Below are 18348 nucleotides of genomic sequence, written 5' to 3'. Positions count from 1 at the left end.
CTAGATTAGGAGAAATAAATGCCAAGAGTCAAACGTGGGGTTACAGCAAGAGCCCGTCATAAGAAAATCACCGATGCTGCAACAGGCTATCGTGGACGTCGTAAGAATGTATTCCGTATTGCTAAGCAAGCAGTTATGCGTGCTGGTCAATATGCATACCGTGACCGTCGCAACAAGAAACGTGTATTCCGCGCTTTATGGATTGCTCGTATCAACGCGGCAGTTCGTCAGCATGACATGACCTATAGCGTATTCATGAATGGTATGAAGAAGGCTGCGATCGAGCTCGACCGTAAAGTGATTTCTGATATGGCCATTGCTGACAAAGCAGCTTTTGCTGCTTTGGTTACTCGGATCAAATCCGTAGTAAGCGCTGCAGCTTAATTCTTAGTTCATTTAAAACTAAGCTGCAATGGTTTCTCTCGACCACATTGTCGAGGATGCTAAACGTGATTTCCTCGGGGCTGCCGATGCGGCAGCTCTAGAGGACGCGAAAGCCAAGTATCTCGGTAAGTCAGGTGTTCTCACTGAGCGTTTAAAAGCGCTTGGTGGAATGTTGCCTGATGAGCGCAAAAGTGCTGGTGCCCAAATTAATCAAATCAAAACCCAAGTAGAAGCTGCATTACAAGAGCGTCGCCAAGCTTTGGCTGATGCGGTATTGCTGCAACGACTTGCCGCTGAGTCTATCGATGTTTCCTTGCCTGGCCGTGGCCAAGCAGTAGGCAGTCTGCATCCGGTGATGCGTACCTGGGAACGTGTTGAAGAGATCTTCCGCTCCATTGGTTTTGATGTGGCTGATGGCCCTGAGATTGAAACCGATTGGTTTAATTTCACCGCCTTAAATAGCCCCGAGAATCATCCCGCACGTTCTATGCAGGATACTTTTTATATTGATGGCAAAGATTCCAATGGAAAGCCTTTGTTATTGCGCACGCATACCAGTCCCATTCAGGTTCGTTATGCGAGTGAACATGTAAAGAAATATGCTCATGTTGATGTGATGCCGCCAATCAAAGTAATTGCACCGGGAAGAACATATCGAGTCGATAGTGATGCAACCCATTCACCGATGTTTCATCAGGTTGAAGGGCTTTGGATTTCTGAGAGTGTTTCTTTTGCAGATCTCAAAGGTGTGTACACCGATTTTTTAAGAACCTTTTTTGAAACAAATGAATTGCAGGTTCGTTTCCGTCCCTCGTATTTTCCTTTTACTGAACCTTCGGCTGAAATCGATATGGCTTTTGGTGGCGGTAAGTTAGCCGGCCGCTGGTTGGAAATTTCCGGGGCAGGACAGGTTCATCCAAATGTATTGCGTAATATGGGTATTGATCCAGAGCGCTATACCGGTTTTGCTTTTGGCTCTGGCTTAGAGCGCTTGACGATGTTGCGTTATGGCGTTGATGATTTACGTCTTTTCTTCGAGAACGATCTCCGTTTCTTAGCGCAATTTCCGGCTTAATTCGCCAACCTTCTAATAGTAGATAGCGCATATGCAATTTTCTGAATCTTGGTTACGTCAATATGTAAACCCTTCGCTTGATAGTAATGCCTTAGGCCATGCGATGACTATGGCAGGTCTTGAGGTTGAGGAGCAGCATTCAGTAGCCCCTGCATTTACGAAGATTGTGGTCGCAGAAATTCTCTCTGCTGAGCAGCATCCAGATGCAGATCGTTTGCGAGTCTGTAAGGTAAATGCAGGTACTGGTCAAGACTTACAAATTGTTTGCGGCGCTCCAAATGCACGTGTAGGTATCAAAATTCCCTGCGCATTAGTTGGCGCAGAATTACCGCCAGCTGAAGCGGGTGGTAAGCCCTTCATAATCAAATTAGGCAAGCTACGTGGTGTTGAAAGCCAGGGGATGCTGTGCTCTGGTCGCGAGCTAGGCTTGGGTGATGATCATGAAGGTATTTTGGAGTTACCTACAGATGCGCCAGTGGGTGAAGATATTCGTCAGTATTTAAATCTAGATGATCAGATCTTTGTAATTAAATTGACGCCTAATAAGGCGGATTGTCTTTCACTCATAGGCATGGCACGTGAAGTATCTGCTATAACTGGTGCTGCGCTGTGTGCTCCCAAGTGGACTGCTGTAGATGTTTCCATACAAGACAAGCTGAAAGTGTCTGTTGAAAATACTGATCTTTGTGGTCGTTTTGCTGGTCGCGTGATTCGCGGCGTTAATCCAAAAGCCAAAACGCCTGATTGGATTATTCAGCGTTTATGTAATGCTGGTCAAAGAAGTATTTCCCCTTTAGTGGATTTATCTAACTACGTTATGCTGGAAATGGGTCAGCCGACCCACGTGTTCGACATTGACAAATTGACTGGTGACTTATCTGTTCGTTGGGCTAAGTCAGATGAGAGTATTGAGCTTTTAAATGGTCAGACGGTAACTTTACAAGGTCCAGATTCTGCTGGGAAGATACAAGATGCTGGTGTGGTTGCTGATCAAGCGGGCCCAGTTGCATTGGCTGGAATCATGGGTGGTAATCATTGTGCTGTGACTGACGACACAAAAAATATTTATGTTGAAGCGGCGTACTGGCAGCCTTCAGCAATTCAAGGGCGTGCTCGTCGATTTAATTTCAGTACCGATGCAGCGCATCGCTTTGAGCGTGGGGTTGATCCACAAAATACTGCCAACTGTTTAGAGTATTTAAGTGCTCTGATTGTTAAGGTATGTGGTGGCCAAGTTGGACCAATTGATGACCAAGTGCTAGCTATTCCTGAGCGTAAGCCAGTGAGTATGCGTTTGGCGCGCGCCATGAAAGTCATTGGCATTCCATTGACGGCTGAAATTGTGGCTGATGTGTTTAATCGTTTGGGTTTTGAATTTAAGCAAGAGGCTGGCGATGTGTTTGTAGTGATGCCACCAAGTTTTCGCTTTGATATCGAAATTGAAGAAGATTTAATTGAAGAAGTCGCGCGTATGTACGGCTTTGAAAATATTCCTGATGTGCCGCCCGTCTCTTCGTTGAAGATGAGCGCTAAAGCAGAGGCAAAGCGGGGAGTGCATTTATTACGTCAGCGTTTAGCTCTTCAAGGTTATCAAGAGGCTGTGAATTTTGGATTTACTGATTTAGAAAGTGAGCAACGTTTAGCTGCCGCGACTGAAAAAGATTTGATTACTGTTCTTAACCCAATTGCTAGCCAATATGGTGTTATGCGAAGCAATCTCTGGGGTGGCTTGTTGGATAACCTCAAGTCAAACCTCAATCGGGGTGCAGGTCGTGTCCGTTTATTCGAAACGGGTCGCGTCTTTAAGCGTGACTCTAATATTCAAGAGCAGGCTGGCAAAGTGGCTGGTTTCCATCAGCCACAGCAAGTTGGCGGCTTGGCTTACGGTTCATTTGTTCCAGAACAGTGGGCCATCGCTGATCGTGCAGTTGATTTCTTTGATGTAAAAGGTGATCTTGAGCGCGTGCTCGATCCCTTGCATTTCACAACTCAGGCTGCAGTTCATCCTGCACTTCATCCTGGCCGTTGCGCTCGAATCCATTTAATAACTTCTTCTGGCAAGCAAGAGATTGGCTGGATTGGCGAATTGCACCCTGGACTGCAGCAGGCCTACGATTTACCATTGGCGCCAGTGCTTTTTGAATTAGACCTAGAGTCTGTTCGTATGCTCGGTATTCCGCAGCCAGAAGAGTTAAGTAAGTTTCCTGCAGTTCAGCGCGATTTGGCGGTAGTGGTTAAGCAGGCGGTCTCTTCGCAGACTCTACTTGATGCCATGAATGCTAAGAAGCAGAGCTTTGTCAAAGCAATCGAGTTATTTGATGAGTTCAAGCCAAAATCTGGCTCTAGCAGTATGGGTGATGATGAGAAGAGCTTGGCATTCCGGATAACCCTATTGAACACCCAGGAAACTCTGCAGGATGCGCAAATTGAGACAGTTATGACAGCTTTGTTGACTGCTCTTGAAAAAAATTGCTCAGCCCGTCTGCGCTAGGGTTTAATATTAGTAACAGTTTAGTTTGAAGAGGCTTCTGTCATGAATGATTTAGTTAGTAACGATACCGTAACCAAGAATGAGCTCTCAGAAGCGCTCTTTGATCAAGTTGGCCTGAATAAGCGTGAAGCTAAAGATATGATTGATGCGTTTTTTGATCGTATTGGAGAATCTCTGGAGACTGGTGTTGAGGTAAAGATTTCTGGATTTGGTAATTTCCAGTTACGCAATAAATCAGCTCGCCCAGGTCGCAACCCAAAGACTGGACAAATGATACCGATTGCTGCGCGTCGCGTTGTTACATTCCATGCCAGCCAAAAGTTGAAGGATGTTGTCGAATCACATGCTCGAGAAAACAGTATTTGAGTCTGGGTCGGCGCTGCCTAGTTCGCAGCTCCCCCCAATCCCCGCTAAGCGTTATTTCACTATTGGTGAAGTATCGGATCTTTGTGGCGTTCGTTCTCACGTACTGCGTTATTGGGAGCAAGAGTTTTCTCAGCTAAGTCCGCAAAAGCGTAGAGGTAATCGTCGCTATTACCAGCATCATGAGGTTGTCTTAATACGTAAGATTAGAGCGCTTTTATACGAAGAAGGTTTCACGATCAGCGGTGCCAGAAATCGCTTAGATGAGGCTCGCGGGGAATTGCGCTTACGCGATGAATTGCACGCTGTTTTGCAAATTCTATCCAAATAGTTGCTGATACAATTTGTTCTCAGTCGGGGCGTAGCGCAGCCTGGTAGCGTACATGCATGGGGTGCATGTGGTCGGAGGTTCAAATCCTCTCGCCCCGACCATCTTCCGCTTGATGCGATGATGTCTTATCTCGGTCTTAACTCGCGATAGAAGTTTAATTCACAATCATATCTACCTTCGGGGTGATAGCTTACGGTGATCTCAAATGCATTCTTTTGGGCATTTTGATAGCTTCTGATAATTCGAAGCGCTGCTGAATTGCTTGGGACATCAAGCTGTTTCGCCATATCCGCTTCTAATTTTGCAAGACTAATTTTTACTGTAGCACTTTCAACTCTCTCCCCATATAGCTCCTCTATTTGTTCATGCACCGGAGTGCTGAAGTGAGCCTTATGCTTCACTACATCCGAGTAGCGGGGCAGAATATAAAAATCGGTCCAGCATAAAGCTTGAGAGTTGCCATCGAGTCTTCTGAGCGCCCCAATCTTGAACCATGGCGTTCCAATTGTGCAGCCCAGTAACTGGGATAGGATTCGATCGCTCACAATATGCTCATGAACAATATTTTGACGAAGAGTATTTTGTGGATAGCTAAATAGGTGGCGCAAATCGCCCGCTACGTGAGCAAAGACTGTGGGTTCGCTAGCGGCAATTACCTTAGTTCCAGCCCCAGGACGTCGGGTAATCAGCCCCTTATCAATTAAAAGCTTTAGCGCATCTCGAATCGTGTGGTGACTTGCCTTAAATTCTTCGCATAAATTTGCCTCAGTTGGGAGGTTGGTGCCAAGCGGATAAACTCCGCTGACAATGCGGTCGGACAAGATAGTGCTAATTTTTTGATAGAGCGTTTGCTTCAGACTCATTTACTCCAACTGAATATTGTTATTTTTAATAACTTCAGATTGTTTTCCATATTAGTCCGCCTTAATATTGCCGTCTTTAACAATCTTGCTTAAACGCTGCATCTCTTTTTGAAAGTAAATTTGACTTTCGGCAGTGGTGGTGAGATTCATTACTTCACCTCCATCGGCAGCCACTTTTTCTTTAAAGGCATTTGAGCTTATTACTTGTTCAATGGTTTTACTCAGTTTATTGAGAATGGGTGCTGGTACTCCAGTAGGTGCCCATAAGGCATAAACAATCGACATTTCATAGTCTTTTAGATTGCCAGCCTCGGCAATAGTGGGCACGTCTGGTAATAGTTTGGCCCTAGAAGAGCTGGTAGTTCCAAGGGCAACTAGCTTGCCAGCTTTGATATGGGGAAGCGCCAGACCAAATGCTGAAAAACTCAAGGGTATCTGACCGCCAATTGTGTCGGTAATTGCAGGTGCCCCACCTTTATAGGGGACATGCGTCATCTTGATGCCGGCTTGATTGGTAAATAGAGCGCCTGCAAGATGGCTTGCGCTACCGTTTCCAAAGCTTGCATATGCAATACCATCAGGATCCCTTTTTGCCATTGCAATTAATGCATTAATATTTTTTGCTGGAAAGTTGGTATTTGCAACCAGCAACATAGGTACTGATCCAACGATTGCAATCGGCACAATATCTTTTTCTGTTGAGTAAGGTGTTTTTTCATACATAGACGGATTGATGGCGTGTGATGTCACAGATTGAAACATTAACGTGTATCCGTCCGGTGCTGATTTTGCAACCACGTCAGCGCCAATCATCCCGTTTGCACCCCCACGATTTTCAACCACTACCTGTTGCCCAAGAAGGGCGCTCATTTGGGTGGCCAATGCTCGGCCTAGGGTATCTGCAAAGCCACCCACAGGCCAAGTAATTACCAGTTTGATAGGTTTGTTAGGATAGGCATCGCCTTGAGCCCAAGTTGTCGAGGACAGGATTGTCAGTACGGCAAATCCTGCTAGAACACGTTTCAATTTTGTAAGTCTTTTCATTGTCTCTCCGCAGATGATTGTTTGTACTATCAAGCAATTATTTTTTTGTTTTTTAATTCATGGATTACATCGTTAGTTAAATTAAGATACTCGGCTAAAACCTGATCTGTATGCTCGCCAAGCAGGGGAGGCGCATAACGAATTGAGCTTGGAGTTGCGTTCATTTTTACCGGTACTCCTAAGGTTTTAAATTTACCAATTTTTTTATGGTCTAGCTCAATCACCATCTCTTTTGCATGTGCCTGTTCAGTAGCAAGTGCCTGTTTAATCGTATTCACTAGTCCAACTGGAATGCCATTCTGACGAAGCAGTGCAATGAGCTCTCCACTGGAAAAATCAATTAATTTTTCTCTAACTAATTGCTCGCATTGAGACCTATGATTCACTCTTGCTGTGTTTGATTTAAATCTCTCGTCTTCAGCCCACTCAGGGTGATGAAGGATTTCAGCAAGTTTTGCAAATTGCTTATCGTTACCAATGGCAAGGGCGATGACGCCATCACTACAGGCGAAGGTGGTGTAAGGCACGATTGTTGGATGGCCATTACCGTAGCGACCTGCCTCTTTTCCGGTGGCAAGATGACTGCTGCCTACGTTGGCAAGAAGTGCAATCGAGGTGTCAAATAAAGATACCTCTACCGCTTGACCTTTGCCAGTTCTATAGCGTGCCAATAGGCCAGCTTGTATTGCATTGGCTGCCATCATTCCCGTAGCAAGATCAACAATAGCAACCCCATATTTTGAGGATTCACCATCGGCATCTCCTGTAATACTCATCAATCCAGATTCAGCTTGCAAAATAAAATCATAGCCTGGCAGTCCGGCTTGAGGTCCAGCGCTGCCATATCCAGTAATAGAGCAGCGCACAACGGCAGGAGCATGAGTTTCAAACCAAGCAGAGTCAAACCCCCATTTTTCTAGAGTCCCACTCTTAAAGTTATCAAGTAATACATCAAACTTTGGAATGAGTGCAGCCAGTAAATCCCTGCCTTCTGGCTGCGAAAAATCAATCGTTACGCCGCGCTTATTCCGATTGCAGCCTAAAAAATAGGCTGATTCACCCTCTAAAAATGGCGGACCCCATCCGCGGGTATCGTCGCCTGCATTGGGCGATTCAACCTTGACAACCTCGGCACCCAAGTCACCTAACAATTGGCCGCACCAAGGTCCAGCTAAAACGCGGCTTAGATCGAGAACTTTGAAACCTGCCAATGCTCCATTGTGACTGGTGGGATTGGCAGAGTTACCTTGTTGTGAGCTCATAGTGGCTTGAGTTAATCGCGCATATCGGGAGGTGCATTTAAGTTCTTGCGGAAGCCATCCATGTAATCTTCTAATGCCGCTTTATTTTTTAAGCGGAATTGTTGGAAATCAGGTTTACGACCTTCCAAGAAGGCATTCATTCCTTCAAGACTTTCCTCTGAGCCCCAAACATAGGCAAGCAATTCCATACCGTGCTGCCATGATGCATAAAGTTGATCGGATTCAAAATTCAAACTCTTCTTGGTCATGCGAATCGTTTGCGAACTATTTGATTTAATGTTTTCGCACCATGCCAATGTTTCTGACAGGAGATCTTCCTCTGGAACACATTTGTTAATCAAGCCGATTCTCTCGGCTTCTTTTGCATCAAATCGCTTCGCTAAAAAAATCATCTCGCGAGCAATGCGTTCACCAACAATGCGTGGCAAGTATTGTGTTGCACCAACTGTCGGGCAGGCTCCAACCTTGGCACCAGTTTGTCCAAATACTGATTTTTCTGAGCCAATCACTAGATCGCACCAAAGGGCTAATTCATGACCCCCACCAACACACCACCCATTAACCATAGCAATTGCAGGAATGGGTACTCCACGAATAGCCATTGCTAGGCCGAGCATTCGATCATTCCACATGGAGCCATTGGTAAAAGTAAGCCGCTTCATCGCATAGAAGTCACCGCCAGCCGAAAAGGCCTTGTCTCCCGCGCCCTTGAATACGATGCACGCAATAGAGGGGTCTTCACGGGTTAACTTAACAGCATCAATCATCTCATCCAAAGTTTGCTCGCGGAAGGCATTGAGGACCCTTGGGCGATTGATTGTGATCCAGGCAACCTGGTCCTTCACTTCAAAAAGGATATCCTTGTAGGGTTTTTCTGGTTTGATGCTCATGTTATCTCCGTTAGTTAGTTTGCTAAGCTTATCCGAATAAATTTTAATAAATTTATAATCTAGTGGAATATCATACATCCTACATATGTTTTTTGAATAATAGCTTTTGCAAATATCCGAATAAATAGGAGAATATTTTTTATGACTATAGACAGCCCCAATCGTTCTGGTGAGTTCTTTGGGCTCTCAATTCCTTTTTTGAAACATTTGGGGGTTGTTGCTGAGCATGCAGAGGGTGGTAAGTCTCGAATTAGTCTTGTCTTAAGGCCGGAATTCGAGAATAGCTTCCAGATTGCTCATGGCGGTGTAGTGATGACCTTGTTGGATTTTGCTATGGGTGCAGCTGCTCGTAGCACGACTAATCAGCCCTTGGGGGCTATGACAATTGACATGACTGTTAGCTTCTTGCGCCCAAGTGTGGGAAAAATTGTTGTCGAGGGTACTGTTCTCAAGGCTGGAAAGACGGTGAATTACTGTGAGGCCGTGGTTTTAAATGAGGCTGGTGAAATTACTGCTAAATCCAGTGGTACTTTTATGCTTAGAAGGTAGGTAGTATGTACCCATAATAAATATATTATTTATAATGATTAAGTTAATTGTAATGATTAAGTTAATGAATTAAAAAATAGTATTATTTCTTTAGAGCCAAAGAAATGCCTATATTTTTTTAATAGGTTATTAATAAGCGTATATAATCGCCAATAAGATATAGCAAATTCCTTGCTATATCCTAAAACTAATATGTGGAGAAATTAATACATGTCCTCTTATAAGGAATTATTGGCTCAGCGCGAATTGTTGGATAAACAAATTAAAGAAGCAGTTATGCGTGAAAAAGCAGATGGAATTGCCAAGGCTAAGCTGATTATTGAGCAATATGACTTAACAGCTTCAGACTTATTTAGCCGTAAGGCTGGTGCACGTAGCTCTACTGGTAAGGTTGCTCCCAAGTACCGTAACCCATCTACTGGGGATACATGGACTGGTCGTGGCAAGGCGCCAAAATGGATAGAAGGTAGAGATCGAAATAACTTTTTGATATAAATAACTGATTTATATAGATTTATTTACTTAAAGGGGCCGCTCACTGTTGATTGAGCGGCCTTTAGTCTTTTGTGATTATGCGCACTTTCGATTAAGCGCCTGAATAAATATGGCCTCTAGTAGTTCATGGCGATTCTTGTCTCCGAATGCTGTTTCAAGCTCTAGATTGGTCGCTGGATAGCCAATAATGAGGGGATTTTGGTCAATTAAGCCTTTTTCAATCTCCTCCTGAAGGACCTCTGGATTCTGAGGTCTCACTCCAATCATATTTTCATCTGCTAGCCCCATGACCCCGGGGTGTAGGCGAATAAATCCTTCATCTACCAAGATAGGAATGCGCTGCGTGTCCTTGTTTTTGCTCAAATAATGGATAAGATGTACTTGCTCAACTGGTGGTATCAGCGCATCAAGGAATATCAAGTCAGGGGCAATTGATACTGCCTTCATCAGCCCTTCTAGACTATCTACCGACACTTCAATATCAACCTTTAGTTGCCAATGTTGAATGGATTCGATTAATTCATGACTATTTTCAGCTCTCCTAAATATCCCCATGGCAATACAGTTTTGAGTAGTCTTTTGCCGCATAGCTCTTTTACGGCGAGCAAGTTGCTGATCAAGTGAGCTTGCGAGGATGCGGCGATGGCCTCCACGGGTTTTCCAGGCAATTAATTCACCTAATTCAACCATTTTCTGCACGGTGCCGAGCGATACTTGCAATACTTGGGCGCTTTGGCGAGTGCTAAGGTATTCCAGATCTGGGGTAATTGCTTTCATATATCCTTAATCTCATTAATTCATTTAAAGATTTAGAGAATACGAATCAAATCTCAGGTAATCTGTCAGGAGTTATTTAAATCCAGGTAGGAAAATTCTTATTCTGGGTCTCAATTGAGGCAATACCTCCTAAAGCCCCCTTAATCAGGGAAAGCCCTTTGTTAATCTATGGGTAATCGTGTTAAATTAATGCACTAGTAAAAGTATTCGCACAGATCAATTCGTAAACCGGTTAAGCCGGAGAGTGAATGGTTTTAACCACAGTTTTTATTCGGGAAACCCGATGAAAGGTGAGCATCATGATGCAAGATCAAAGAGATAGCTCCTATCTCTTCGGTGGTAACGCCCCCTACGTAGAGGAACTCTACGAATCCTACTTGCACGATCCAGCTTCTGTAGCTGATCACTGGCGAGATTATTTTGATAATGTGAAACAAATTCCTGCAGTTGATGGGTCTTCTAGAGCCGATGTTGCCCATGGACCGATCGTTGCCTCCTTTGCTGAGCGCGCGAAGCAGGGCCCCATTCGCACAGTGTCTGCTGATTCATCTGACTCTGATATGGGCCGCAAGCGCGTGGCTGTTCAGCAGTTGATTGCAGCGTATCGCAACGTTGGCAATCGCTGGGCAGATATTGATCCATTAAAGCGCACAGAGCGTCCGGATATTCCAGAATTAGATCCAGCCTTTTATGGTTTTGGGGATGGCGATATGGATATCGTCTTCAACACCAGCAACACCTTCTTCGGTAAGAATGAAATGACCTTGCGTGATTTATTGCAAGCATTGCGTCAAACCTACTGCGGCACTCTTGGTGCAGAGTACATGTACATTGCCGACCAAAAGATTAAAAAGTGGTGGCAGGAGAAGTTGGAGTCTACCCGCTCAACCCCCTATTTTAATGTGGATCAAAAGCGCCAGATCTTAGACCGTGTTACGGCAGCCGAAGGTTTAGAGCGCTACCTCCAGGCAAAGTATGTAGGTCAAAAACGCTTCTCTCTTGAAGGTGGCGAAAGTTTTATCGCCTGCATGGATGAGTTAATTCGTGAGGCTGGTGCTAAGGGTGTCCAAGAAATTGTCATTGGTATGGCCCACCGCGGTCGTCTTAATGTTCTCGTAAATACGCTAGGCAAAATGCCGACAGATTTATTTGCTGAGTTTGAGCATAAGGGCCCAGAGACGCTACCTGCTGGTGACGTTAAGTATCACCAAGGTTTCTCTAGTGATATCTCCACTCCAGCCGGTCCAGTTCATCTGTCTTTGGCATTCAACCCATCCCATTTAGAAATTGTTAACCCAGTAGTAGAGGGTTCAGCACGTGCCCGCATGGAGCGTCGTGGCGATTTATTGGGTGATCAAGTTTTGCCAGTATTGGTACATGGTGATGCAGCGATTGCAGGACAGGGTGTCATGCAAGAGACTTTGGCAATGGCGGAGGTTCGCGGCTATTCCACTGGCGGTACGGTCCATATTGTTATTAACAACCAAATCGGTTTCACCACATCTGACCCGCGGGATTTACGTTCTAGCTTGTATTGCACCGACATCATGAAGGTGATCGATGCGCCGGTATTGCACGTGAATGGTGATGATCCTGAGGCGGTTGTATTGGCCACTAAATTGGCGATTGAGTTTAGAACCCAATTTCATAAAGATGTTGCCGTTGATATCGTTTGCTTCAGAAAGCTAGGTCACAACGAGCAAGACTCACCAGCAATGACTCAGCCTTTGATGTACAAAATCATTTCCGCTCACCCTGGTACACGTAAGCTTTATGCAGATAAATTAGAGGCCCAAGGCATATTACCTTTAGGTACCGGTGACCTTATGGTGAAGGAGTATCGCGCCGCTATGGATGCAGGCAAGCAAACTTCTGATCCAGTATTGAGTAATTTCAAGGGTAAGTTCGCTGTAGATTGGTCGCCTTTCTTAAATAAAAAATGGACCGATGAGGCTGATACTGCAATTCCATTGACTGAATGGAAGCGTTTGGCAGAGAGGGTCTCCACGGTTCGCGAAGGATTCCAGGTTCACCCGCTAGTAGAGAAGGTGCTTAAAGATCGAGCTGCTATGGGTCGTGGTGAAACGAACATTGACTGGGGTATGGGTGAGCATATGGCCTTTGCCTCTCTTGTCGCCAGCGGCTATCCAGTGCGTTTATCTGGAGAGGATAGTGGTCGCGGCACCTTCACACACCGCCATGCAGTTCTTCATAATCAAAGCAGAGAGAAGTGGGATAAAGGGGTTTACATTCCTCTCCGACACATTGCCAAGGACCAGGCTCCTTTCTTGGTTATCGATTCCATCTTGTCAGAAGAGGCTGTGCTTGGTTTTGAATATGGCTATGCCGCTGCTGAGCCAAATACTCTAACAATTTGGGAGGCCCAGTTCGGTGACTTTGCAAATGGCGCGCAAGTAGTGATTGACCAGTTCATAGCTTCAGGAGAAGTCAAGTGGGGTCGTGCCAATGGTTTGGTGATGATGTTGCCTCATGGGTATGAAGGTCAAGGCCCGGAGCATTCATCTGCCCGTTTAGAGCGCTATATGCAGTTATGCGCCGACACCAATATGCAGGTGATTCAGCCAACTACTGCATCTCAGATCTTTCACGTATTGCGTCGCCAGATGATTCGTCAGTTCCGTAAGCCGCTGATCTTGATGACGCCAAAATCACTTTTGCGTAATAAAGAAGCTTCCTCACCCTTGACCGAGTTCACCAAAGGTGGTTTCCAAACTATTCTTCCAGAGCGCGATGAGAGCATAGATGGCAAAAAAGTTACGCGTTTAGTGATGTGCTCTGGTAAGGTTTATTACGACTTGGCCAAATTACGCTCCGAGAAAAAGCTTGATAATGTGGCAATTATTCGCCTGGAGCAACTCTATCCCTTCCCGCATAAAGCATTGACTGCTGAGCTGAAGAAATATCCAAATCTAGAAGAGATTGTTTGGTGTCAAGATGAGCCGCAAAACCAAGGGGCTTGGTTCTTTGTTCAACACAATATTTTGGAGAATATGTCTGAGGGTATGAAGATGTCCTATGCGGGCCGTCCAGCATCAGCATCGCCAGCTTGCGGTTATGCCCATCTCCATCAAGAACAACAGAAGTCTCTTCTTGCCGCAGCATTTGCAAAACTAAAAGGTTATGTCATTACGAAGTAATCGTATACATCACGCAATATACAAATATTAAACAGGATTAATCATGGCTATTTTTGAAGTTAAAGTTCCCCAACTCTCTGAGTCAGTAGCTGAAGCTACTTTGTTGCAATGGAAAAAGAAGGTCGGTGATGCTGTTGGTCAAGATGAGATCTTGATTGAAATTGAAACTGACAAAGTGGTGTTGGAGGTTCCAGCACCATCTGCTGGTGTTGTTACGGAGATTATTGTTGCTGACGGTGGAACTGTGGTTGCCGAGCAATTGATTGCGAAGATTGATAGTACGGCTGTTGCTACTTCAGCCCCTGCAGCTGCTGTAGTGGCACCTGCTGCAGCTCCAGTTGCTGCACCCGTCAAGTCATCAGGAGCGACTGCCGCACCTTCCGCAGCAAAAATTCTTGCGGAAAATAATATGAGTGCTGGCCAAGTTGCAGGCTCTGGCCGCGATGGTCGTGTAACTAAGGGCGATGCACTTAATGCTGTTGCTGGCGGTTCAAATTCTGCTCCTTTGCCAAGTGCGCCAATTCCAATGGGCGATCGCCCTGAAGAGCGCGTACCAATGACTCGCTTGCGTGCTCGCATTGCGGAGCGTTTGCTTGAGTCCCAGGCAAACAACGCTATCTTGACTACTTTTAATGAAGTTAACATGGCTCCAGTAATTGCTATGCGCAACAAGTACAAAGATCAGTTTGAAAAAGTCCACGGCGTGAAGTTGGGCTTTATGTCTTTCTTTGTTAAAGCTGCCACCCATGCTTTGAAGAAATTTCCATTATTAAACGCGTCCGTTGATGGTAATGACATCGTTTACCACGGTTACTTTGACATCGGGATTGCTGTTAGTTCACCACGTGGTTTGGTGGTTCCAATTCTGCGTGATGTCGATCAAATGAATTTGGCTGATATCGAAAAGAAGATTTCTGATTTCGGCGTTAAGGCTCGCGAAGGTAAATTGTCGCTGGAGGATTTAACTGGCGGCACATTCTCCATCTCTAATGGTGGTGTATTCGGATCTATGCTGTCCACCCCAATTATTAATCCTCCACAGTCTGCAATCTTGGGTATTCATGCAACTAAAGAACGTGCAGTGGTTGAGAACGGTCAAATTGTGATTCGTCCGATTAATTATCTAGCTTTGTCATATGACCATCGCATTATTGACGGTCGTGAGGCTGTTCTTGGCTTGGTAGCCATGAAGGACGCATTGGAAGATCCTTCACGACTTCTTCTTGATTTATAAGAGGAAAGAATATGAGTCAATCATTTGATGTATTAGTCATCGGCGGCGGTCCCGGCGGCTATATTGCTGCAATTCGTGCTGCGCAATTAGGTTTTAAGGTTGCCTGCGCTGAATCTAACGCCTACGACGATCCAAAGGGCGAGATACGCTTGGGCGGAACTTGCTTAAACGTTGGTTGCATTCCTTCTAAAGCTTTACTCGCCTCTTCTGAAGAGTTCGAGAAAATTAGTCATCATGTTGCAGACCATGGCATCACCGTTGGATCGGTAAAGTTAGACTCTGGCAAGATGATTGCCCGTAAAGATGCGATTGTGACCAAGATGACTGCTGGCATTCAATTCTTGTTCCGTAAAAATAAAATTACTTTGCTAAAAGGCCATGCTTCATTTGAAGGCAGGGGTGCTGATGGCTATCAGGTCAGGATTGATGGCAAAGATAAAGAAGTGGTTACATCAAAAAATGTAATCATTGCTACAGGATCTAAAGCGCGTCATCTGCCTGGTATTCCTGTCGATAATGAGTTGATTAGTGATAACGAAGGTGGTTTGAAGTTTGATTCCATTCCGAAGAAACTTGGCGTGATTGGTGCTGGCGTCATTGGCTTAGAGCTTGGTTCCGTTTGGCGTCGTGTTGGCTCTGACGTTACTATTCTTGAGGCGCTCCCAACTTTTTTAGGTGCCTGTGATCAAGGTGTTGCCAAAGAAGCACATAAGATTTTCACTAAGCAAGGCCTGAAAATTAATATGGGTGTCAAGATTGGTGAAGTTAAAGCTGACAAGAAGGGCGTTGTTGTTAATTACACCGACAGCGAAGGCAAGGCTCAGAAGTTAGAATGCGACCGTTTAATTGTTTCTGTTGGTCGTGTTCCGAATACTGAAAAATTAGGTCTTGATAAGATTGGCCTCAAAGTCGATGAACGTGGCTTTATTCCAATTGATGATCATAGTTGTGCAACTGCCGCTCCTGGTGTTTACGCAGTAGGTGATGTTGTTCGTGGTCCAATGTTGGCTCATAAAGCCGAAGATGAAGGCGTGCTTGTTGCTGAAATTATCGCTGGCCAAAAGCCACATATTGATTACAACTGTATTCCTTGGGTGATTTACACCGACCCAGAAATTGCTTGGGTTGGTAAAACTGAAGAACAGCTAAAGCAGGCTGGCATTGCCTTTAAAGCAGGCCAGTTCCCATTTGCTGCTAATGGGCGTGCATTAGGCATGGATCGAGCTGACGGCTTTGTCAAAGTATTGGCTGATGAAAAAACTGATGAAATCTTAGGTGTTCACATCATTGGACCAAATGCTTCTGATTTAATTGCTGAAGCGGCAGTAGCAATGGAATTTAAAGCAGCAGCTGAAGATATTGCTCGTATCTGTCATCCACATCCAAGTCTATCGGAAGTGGTTCGCGAGGCGGCATTAGCGACTGATAAACGTGCATTAAACATGTAATTGAAAGCATTAGAGTATTACCATCAAGAGTTAAAAGCGCGTGGGTATCATAGTGATCCCGCGCAGCTCGCTGCTATTGAGCGCTTGCAGCGCTGTGAAGATGAGTGGGTTGCTTATAAAGAAATCCGCAGCAACGGCTTAAAAAAGAAACTCTTTAAACCAAAACTCCCACGAGGCGTCTATTTATGGGGAGGAGTAGGCCGCGGAAAATCCTTTTTAATGGATGTCTTTTTTGCCGCCTCTCCCCTTGAGAAAAAGATCAGAATTCATTTTCATGAGTTTATGCGTGAGGTGCATCGTGAGCTTCATGAACTCTCTGGCATGGCTGATCCACTCGATGAGCTGGCAAAAAGAATTGCCAATAGATACCGACTCATCTGTTTTGACGAGTTTCATATCAATGATATTGCCGACGCAATGATTTTGTACCGCTTGCTGAGCGCACTTTTTGAAGATCGTGTCCAGTTTGTAATGACCTCTAACTATCAACCGAGCCAGCTTTATCCAAATGGCTTGCATCGCGATCGTTTATTACCAGCCATTAAGCTATTAGAGGAGCAGCTCGATGTCATGAATGTCGATGCTGGTAATGACTATCGTCGGGTGCAGATGGCTCAAGTTGAGGCATACCTGACTCCAGTTAATGCAGCAACTCATACCGTATTGATGCAGATGTTCCAAACTTTGATTGGCAATCAAAAAGAAACGGTTCGCCCAGTTCTTCGTATTGAATCCCGTGAATTAAGACCTCTGCATATGGCTGAGGGGGTAGTATGGTTTGACTTTCAAACTCTATGCTGTGGCCCAAGGTCCCAAAATGACTATTTAGAGATTGCAAACCTGTTTCACACCGTGATTTTGTCTGGGGTGCCTTATATGCCCCCTAGAATGACCAATGAGGCTCGTCGTTTTATTTGGCTAATTGACGTCTTATATGACCATAAAATCAAGTTAATCATCTCTGCAGAGGTCCCGGCAGTAGATTTATACACTGAGGGGCAGATTACGAGTGAGTTCTCCAGAACGGTTTCTCGCTTAATTGAGATGCAGTCTCGAGATTATCTAGATGCACCTCGCCGGGTAATTGATACCAGCTTGACCTAAAATAGGCTCATGACTAGCAATTCCAGCCTCAATGCAGATTTACACTGCCATTCCGTTGTTTCGGATGGAACGCTCACGCCTGAGCAGTTGGCTGAACGTGCCTACGCTAATGGAGTCCATCTCTGGGCTTTAACAGATCATGATGAATTGGGTGGACAAGTAAGGGCTCGTGCTGCGGCAAGTTCGCTTGGCATGGATTACCTTTCCGGAGTCGAGATTTCTGTAACCTGGATGGGTCAGACCATTCATATCGTTGGTTTAGGAATTGATGCAGCCCATGCTGGAATTCTGGAGGGTCTACGTCGTACTCGTGAAGGTCGCGGCAATCGCGCTATGCAGATGGCTGAACAATTGTTGAAGGTTGGTATACCTGGTGCCTATGAAGGTGCATTGCACTTTGCCGGTAATCACGAATTGATTTCTCGAACACACTTCGCACGTTTCTTGGTGGAGCAGGGCGTATGTCGCGACACCGATCAGGTCTTTAAAAACTATTTAGTTGAAGATAAGCCTGGTTATGTTCCTCACCTTTGGGCTACATTAGATGATGCTGTTGCCTGGATCAAGGAAGCAGGTGGCGCCGCAGTAATTGCACACCCCGGCCGCTATAAGCTCAATGCTATGCAGATGGATGAGCTTTATAAGCACTTCAAAGAAATTGGCGGCATAGCTATTGAGGTCATTACTGGTAGCCATAGCCCGAATCAATATCAAACTTATGGCAAGATTGCCCAGCATTATGGATTTTTAGCTTCTCGAGGGTCGGATTTTCATGATCCAGAGGAAAGCTTTATTGACCTCGGAACCTTGCCCCACTTACCAGATCACTTAACTCCAGTATGGTCGCTATTTCATTAAATCCCCTTCAATACTTAACCAT

17 protein-coding genes and 1 tRNA gene are annotated in these 18348 nt (G+C 45.1%); 13 read left to right on the top strand and 5 right to left on the bottom strand.

Translation table 11 applies throughout. The annotated features are described in order from the left end of the window. Positions 1 to 18 precede the first annotated feature (18 nt). The 6 genes from rplT (at position 19) to ICN43_RS07710 (ending at position 4745) form a co-directional block, all read left to right on the top strand. Positions 19 to 384 carry a 50S ribosomal protein L20 gene (gene rplT, locus ICN43_RS07735; RefSeq protein ID WP_216198365.1) on the top strand — a complete coding sequence of 122 codons (366 nt, stop codon included), beginning with the start codon at positions 19 to 21 and terminating at the stop codon, positions 382 to 384. Between the two features lie 28 nt (positions 385 to 412). Further along, on the top strand, positions 413 to 1459 hold the full coding sequence (gene pheS / locus ICN43_RS07730) for a phenylalanine--tRNA ligase subunit alpha (RefSeq protein WP_216198363.1): 1047 nt from the start codon (positions 413 to 415) through the stop codon (positions 1457 to 1459). A 31-nt stretch (positions 1460 to 1490) separates the two neighbouring features. Further along, positions 1491 to 3950: a phenylalanine--tRNA ligase subunit beta gene (pheT, locus tag ICN43_RS07725; RefSeq protein WP_216198361.1), complete on the top strand. Its 2460-nt coding sequence runs from the start codon at positions 1491 to 1493 to the stop codon at positions 3948 to 3950. A 42-nt stretch (positions 3951 to 3992) separates the two neighbouring features. Next, complete coding sequence (locus ICN43_RS07720) at positions 3993 to 4316, top strand: integration host factor subunit alpha (RefSeq protein WP_216198359.1); 324 nt, start codon at positions 3993 to 3995, stop codon at positions 4314 to 4316. After that, positions 4294 to 4644, top strand: coding sequence for a MerR family transcriptional regulator (locus ICN43_RS07715; RefSeq protein ID WP_216200006.1), 351 nt, complete (start codon positions 4294 to 4296; stop codon positions 4642 to 4644). The genes ICN43_RS07720 and ICN43_RS07715 overlap by 23 nt, the downstream gene beginning before the upstream one ends. Before the next feature lie 24 nt (positions 4645 to 4668). Then, a tRNA-Pro gene (locus ICN43_RS07710) sits at positions 4669 to 4745 on the top strand. A gap of 24 nt (positions 4746 to 4769) precedes the next feature. Here ICN43_RS07710 and ICN43_RS07705 read toward each other — a convergent pair. Genes ICN43_RS07705 through ICN43_RS07690 form a run of 4 tightly spaced genes read right to left on the bottom strand, consistent with a single transcriptional unit; the run spans position 4770 to position 8703 of the window. Next, a complete protein-coding gene (locus ICN43_RS07705; protein WP_216198357.1) occupies positions 4770 to 5507 on the bottom strand; it encodes a GntR family transcriptional regulator in 738 nt (245 codons plus the stop codon). Positions 5508 to 5558: 51 nt separating this feature from the next. Then, on the bottom strand, positions 5559 to 6551 hold the full coding sequence (locus ICN43_RS07700) for a tripartite tricarboxylate transporter substrate binding protein (RefSeq protein WP_216198355.1): 993 nt from the start codon (positions 6549 to 6551) through the stop codon (positions 5559 to 5561). 29 nt (positions 6552 to 6580) lie between these two features. Then, on the bottom strand, positions 6581 to 7813 hold the full coding sequence (locus ICN43_RS07695; protein ID WP_216198354.1) for a CaiB/BaiF CoA-transferase family protein: 1233 nt from the start codon (positions 7811 to 7813) through the stop codon (positions 6581 to 6583). A gap of 11 nt (positions 7814 to 7824) precedes the next feature. Beyond that, the gene (locus ICN43_RS07690) at positions 7825 to 8703 is read right to left on the bottom strand and encodes an enoyl-CoA hydratase-related protein (RefSeq protein WP_216198353.1); all 879 of its coding nucleotides are present in this window, start codon (positions 8701 to 8703) and stop codon (positions 7825 to 7827) included. Positions 8704 to 8844: 141 nt separating this feature from the next. Here ICN43_RS07690 and ICN43_RS07685 point away from each other — a divergent pair, with 141 nt between their 5' ends. Next, positions 8845 to 9252: a PaaI family thioesterase gene (locus ICN43_RS07685; RefSeq protein ID WP_216859736.1), complete on the top strand. Its 408-nt coding sequence runs from the start codon at positions 8845 to 8847 to the stop codon at positions 9250 to 9252. A 210-nt stretch (positions 9253 to 9462) separates the two neighbouring features. Beyond that, positions 9463 to 9747: an H-NS family nucleoid-associated regulatory protein gene (locus tag ICN43_RS07680; protein WP_216198351.1), complete on the top strand. Its 285-nt coding sequence runs from the start codon at positions 9463 to 9465 to the stop codon at positions 9745 to 9747. Between the two features lie 75 nt (positions 9748 to 9822). On the opposite strand, the gene ICN43_RS07675 is transcribed toward ICN43_RS07680, so the two are convergent. Beyond that, the gene (locus tag ICN43_RS07675; protein WP_216198348.1) at positions 9823 to 10524 is read right to left on the bottom strand and encodes an excisionase family DNA-binding protein; all 702 of its coding nucleotides are present in this window, start codon (positions 10522 to 10524) and stop codon (positions 9823 to 9825) included. Between the two features lie 299 nt (positions 10525 to 10823). Between ICN43_RS07675 and ICN43_RS07670 the strand changes: the two genes are divergently transcribed. From ICN43_RS07670 to ICN43_RS07650, 5 genes are read left to right on the top strand one after another with little or no spacing between them, the layout of a single operon-like run. After that, positions 10824 to 13682: a 2-oxoglutarate dehydrogenase E1 component gene (locus tag ICN43_RS07670; RefSeq protein WP_216198347.1), complete on the top strand. Its 2859-nt coding sequence runs from the start codon at positions 10824 to 10826 to the stop codon at positions 13680 to 13682. A 43-nt stretch (positions 13683 to 13725) separates the two neighbouring features. Next, positions 13726 to 14916: a 2-oxoglutarate dehydrogenase complex dihydrolipoyllysine-residue succinyltransferase gene (gene odhB / locus ICN43_RS07665; RefSeq protein WP_216198345.1), complete on the top strand. Its 1191-nt coding sequence runs from the start codon at positions 13726 to 13728 to the stop codon at positions 14914 to 14916. Positions 14917 to 14927: 11 nt separating this feature from the next. After that, positions 14928 to 16364 carry a dihydrolipoyl dehydrogenase gene (gene lpdA, locus ICN43_RS07660; RefSeq protein WP_216198343.1) on the top strand — a complete coding sequence of 479 codons (1437 nt, stop codon included), beginning with the start codon at positions 14928 to 14930 and terminating at the stop codon, positions 16362 to 16364. After that, positions 16365 to 17468 carry a cell division protein ZapE gene (gene zapE, locus ICN43_RS07655; protein WP_216198342.1) on the top strand — a complete coding sequence of 368 codons (1104 nt, stop codon included), beginning with the start codon at positions 16365 to 16367 and terminating at the stop codon, positions 17466 to 17468. It begins immediately after the preceding gene. Between the two features lie 9 nt (positions 17469 to 17477). After that, a complete protein-coding gene (locus tag ICN43_RS07650; RefSeq protein WP_216198340.1) occupies positions 17478 to 18326 on the top strand; it encodes a 3',5'-nucleoside bisphosphate phosphatase in 849 nt (282 codons plus the stop codon). Positions 18327 to 18348: the final 22 nt, after the last annotated feature.

This window comes from Polynucleobacter sp. UK-Mo-2m-Kol15 (genome assembly GCF_018881505.1).
Classification (GTDB): Bacteria; Pseudomonadota; Gammaproteobacteria; order Burkholderiales; family Burkholderiaceae; genus Polynucleobacter.
This window is presented reverse-complemented; position numbering and strand designations above follow the sequence as displayed.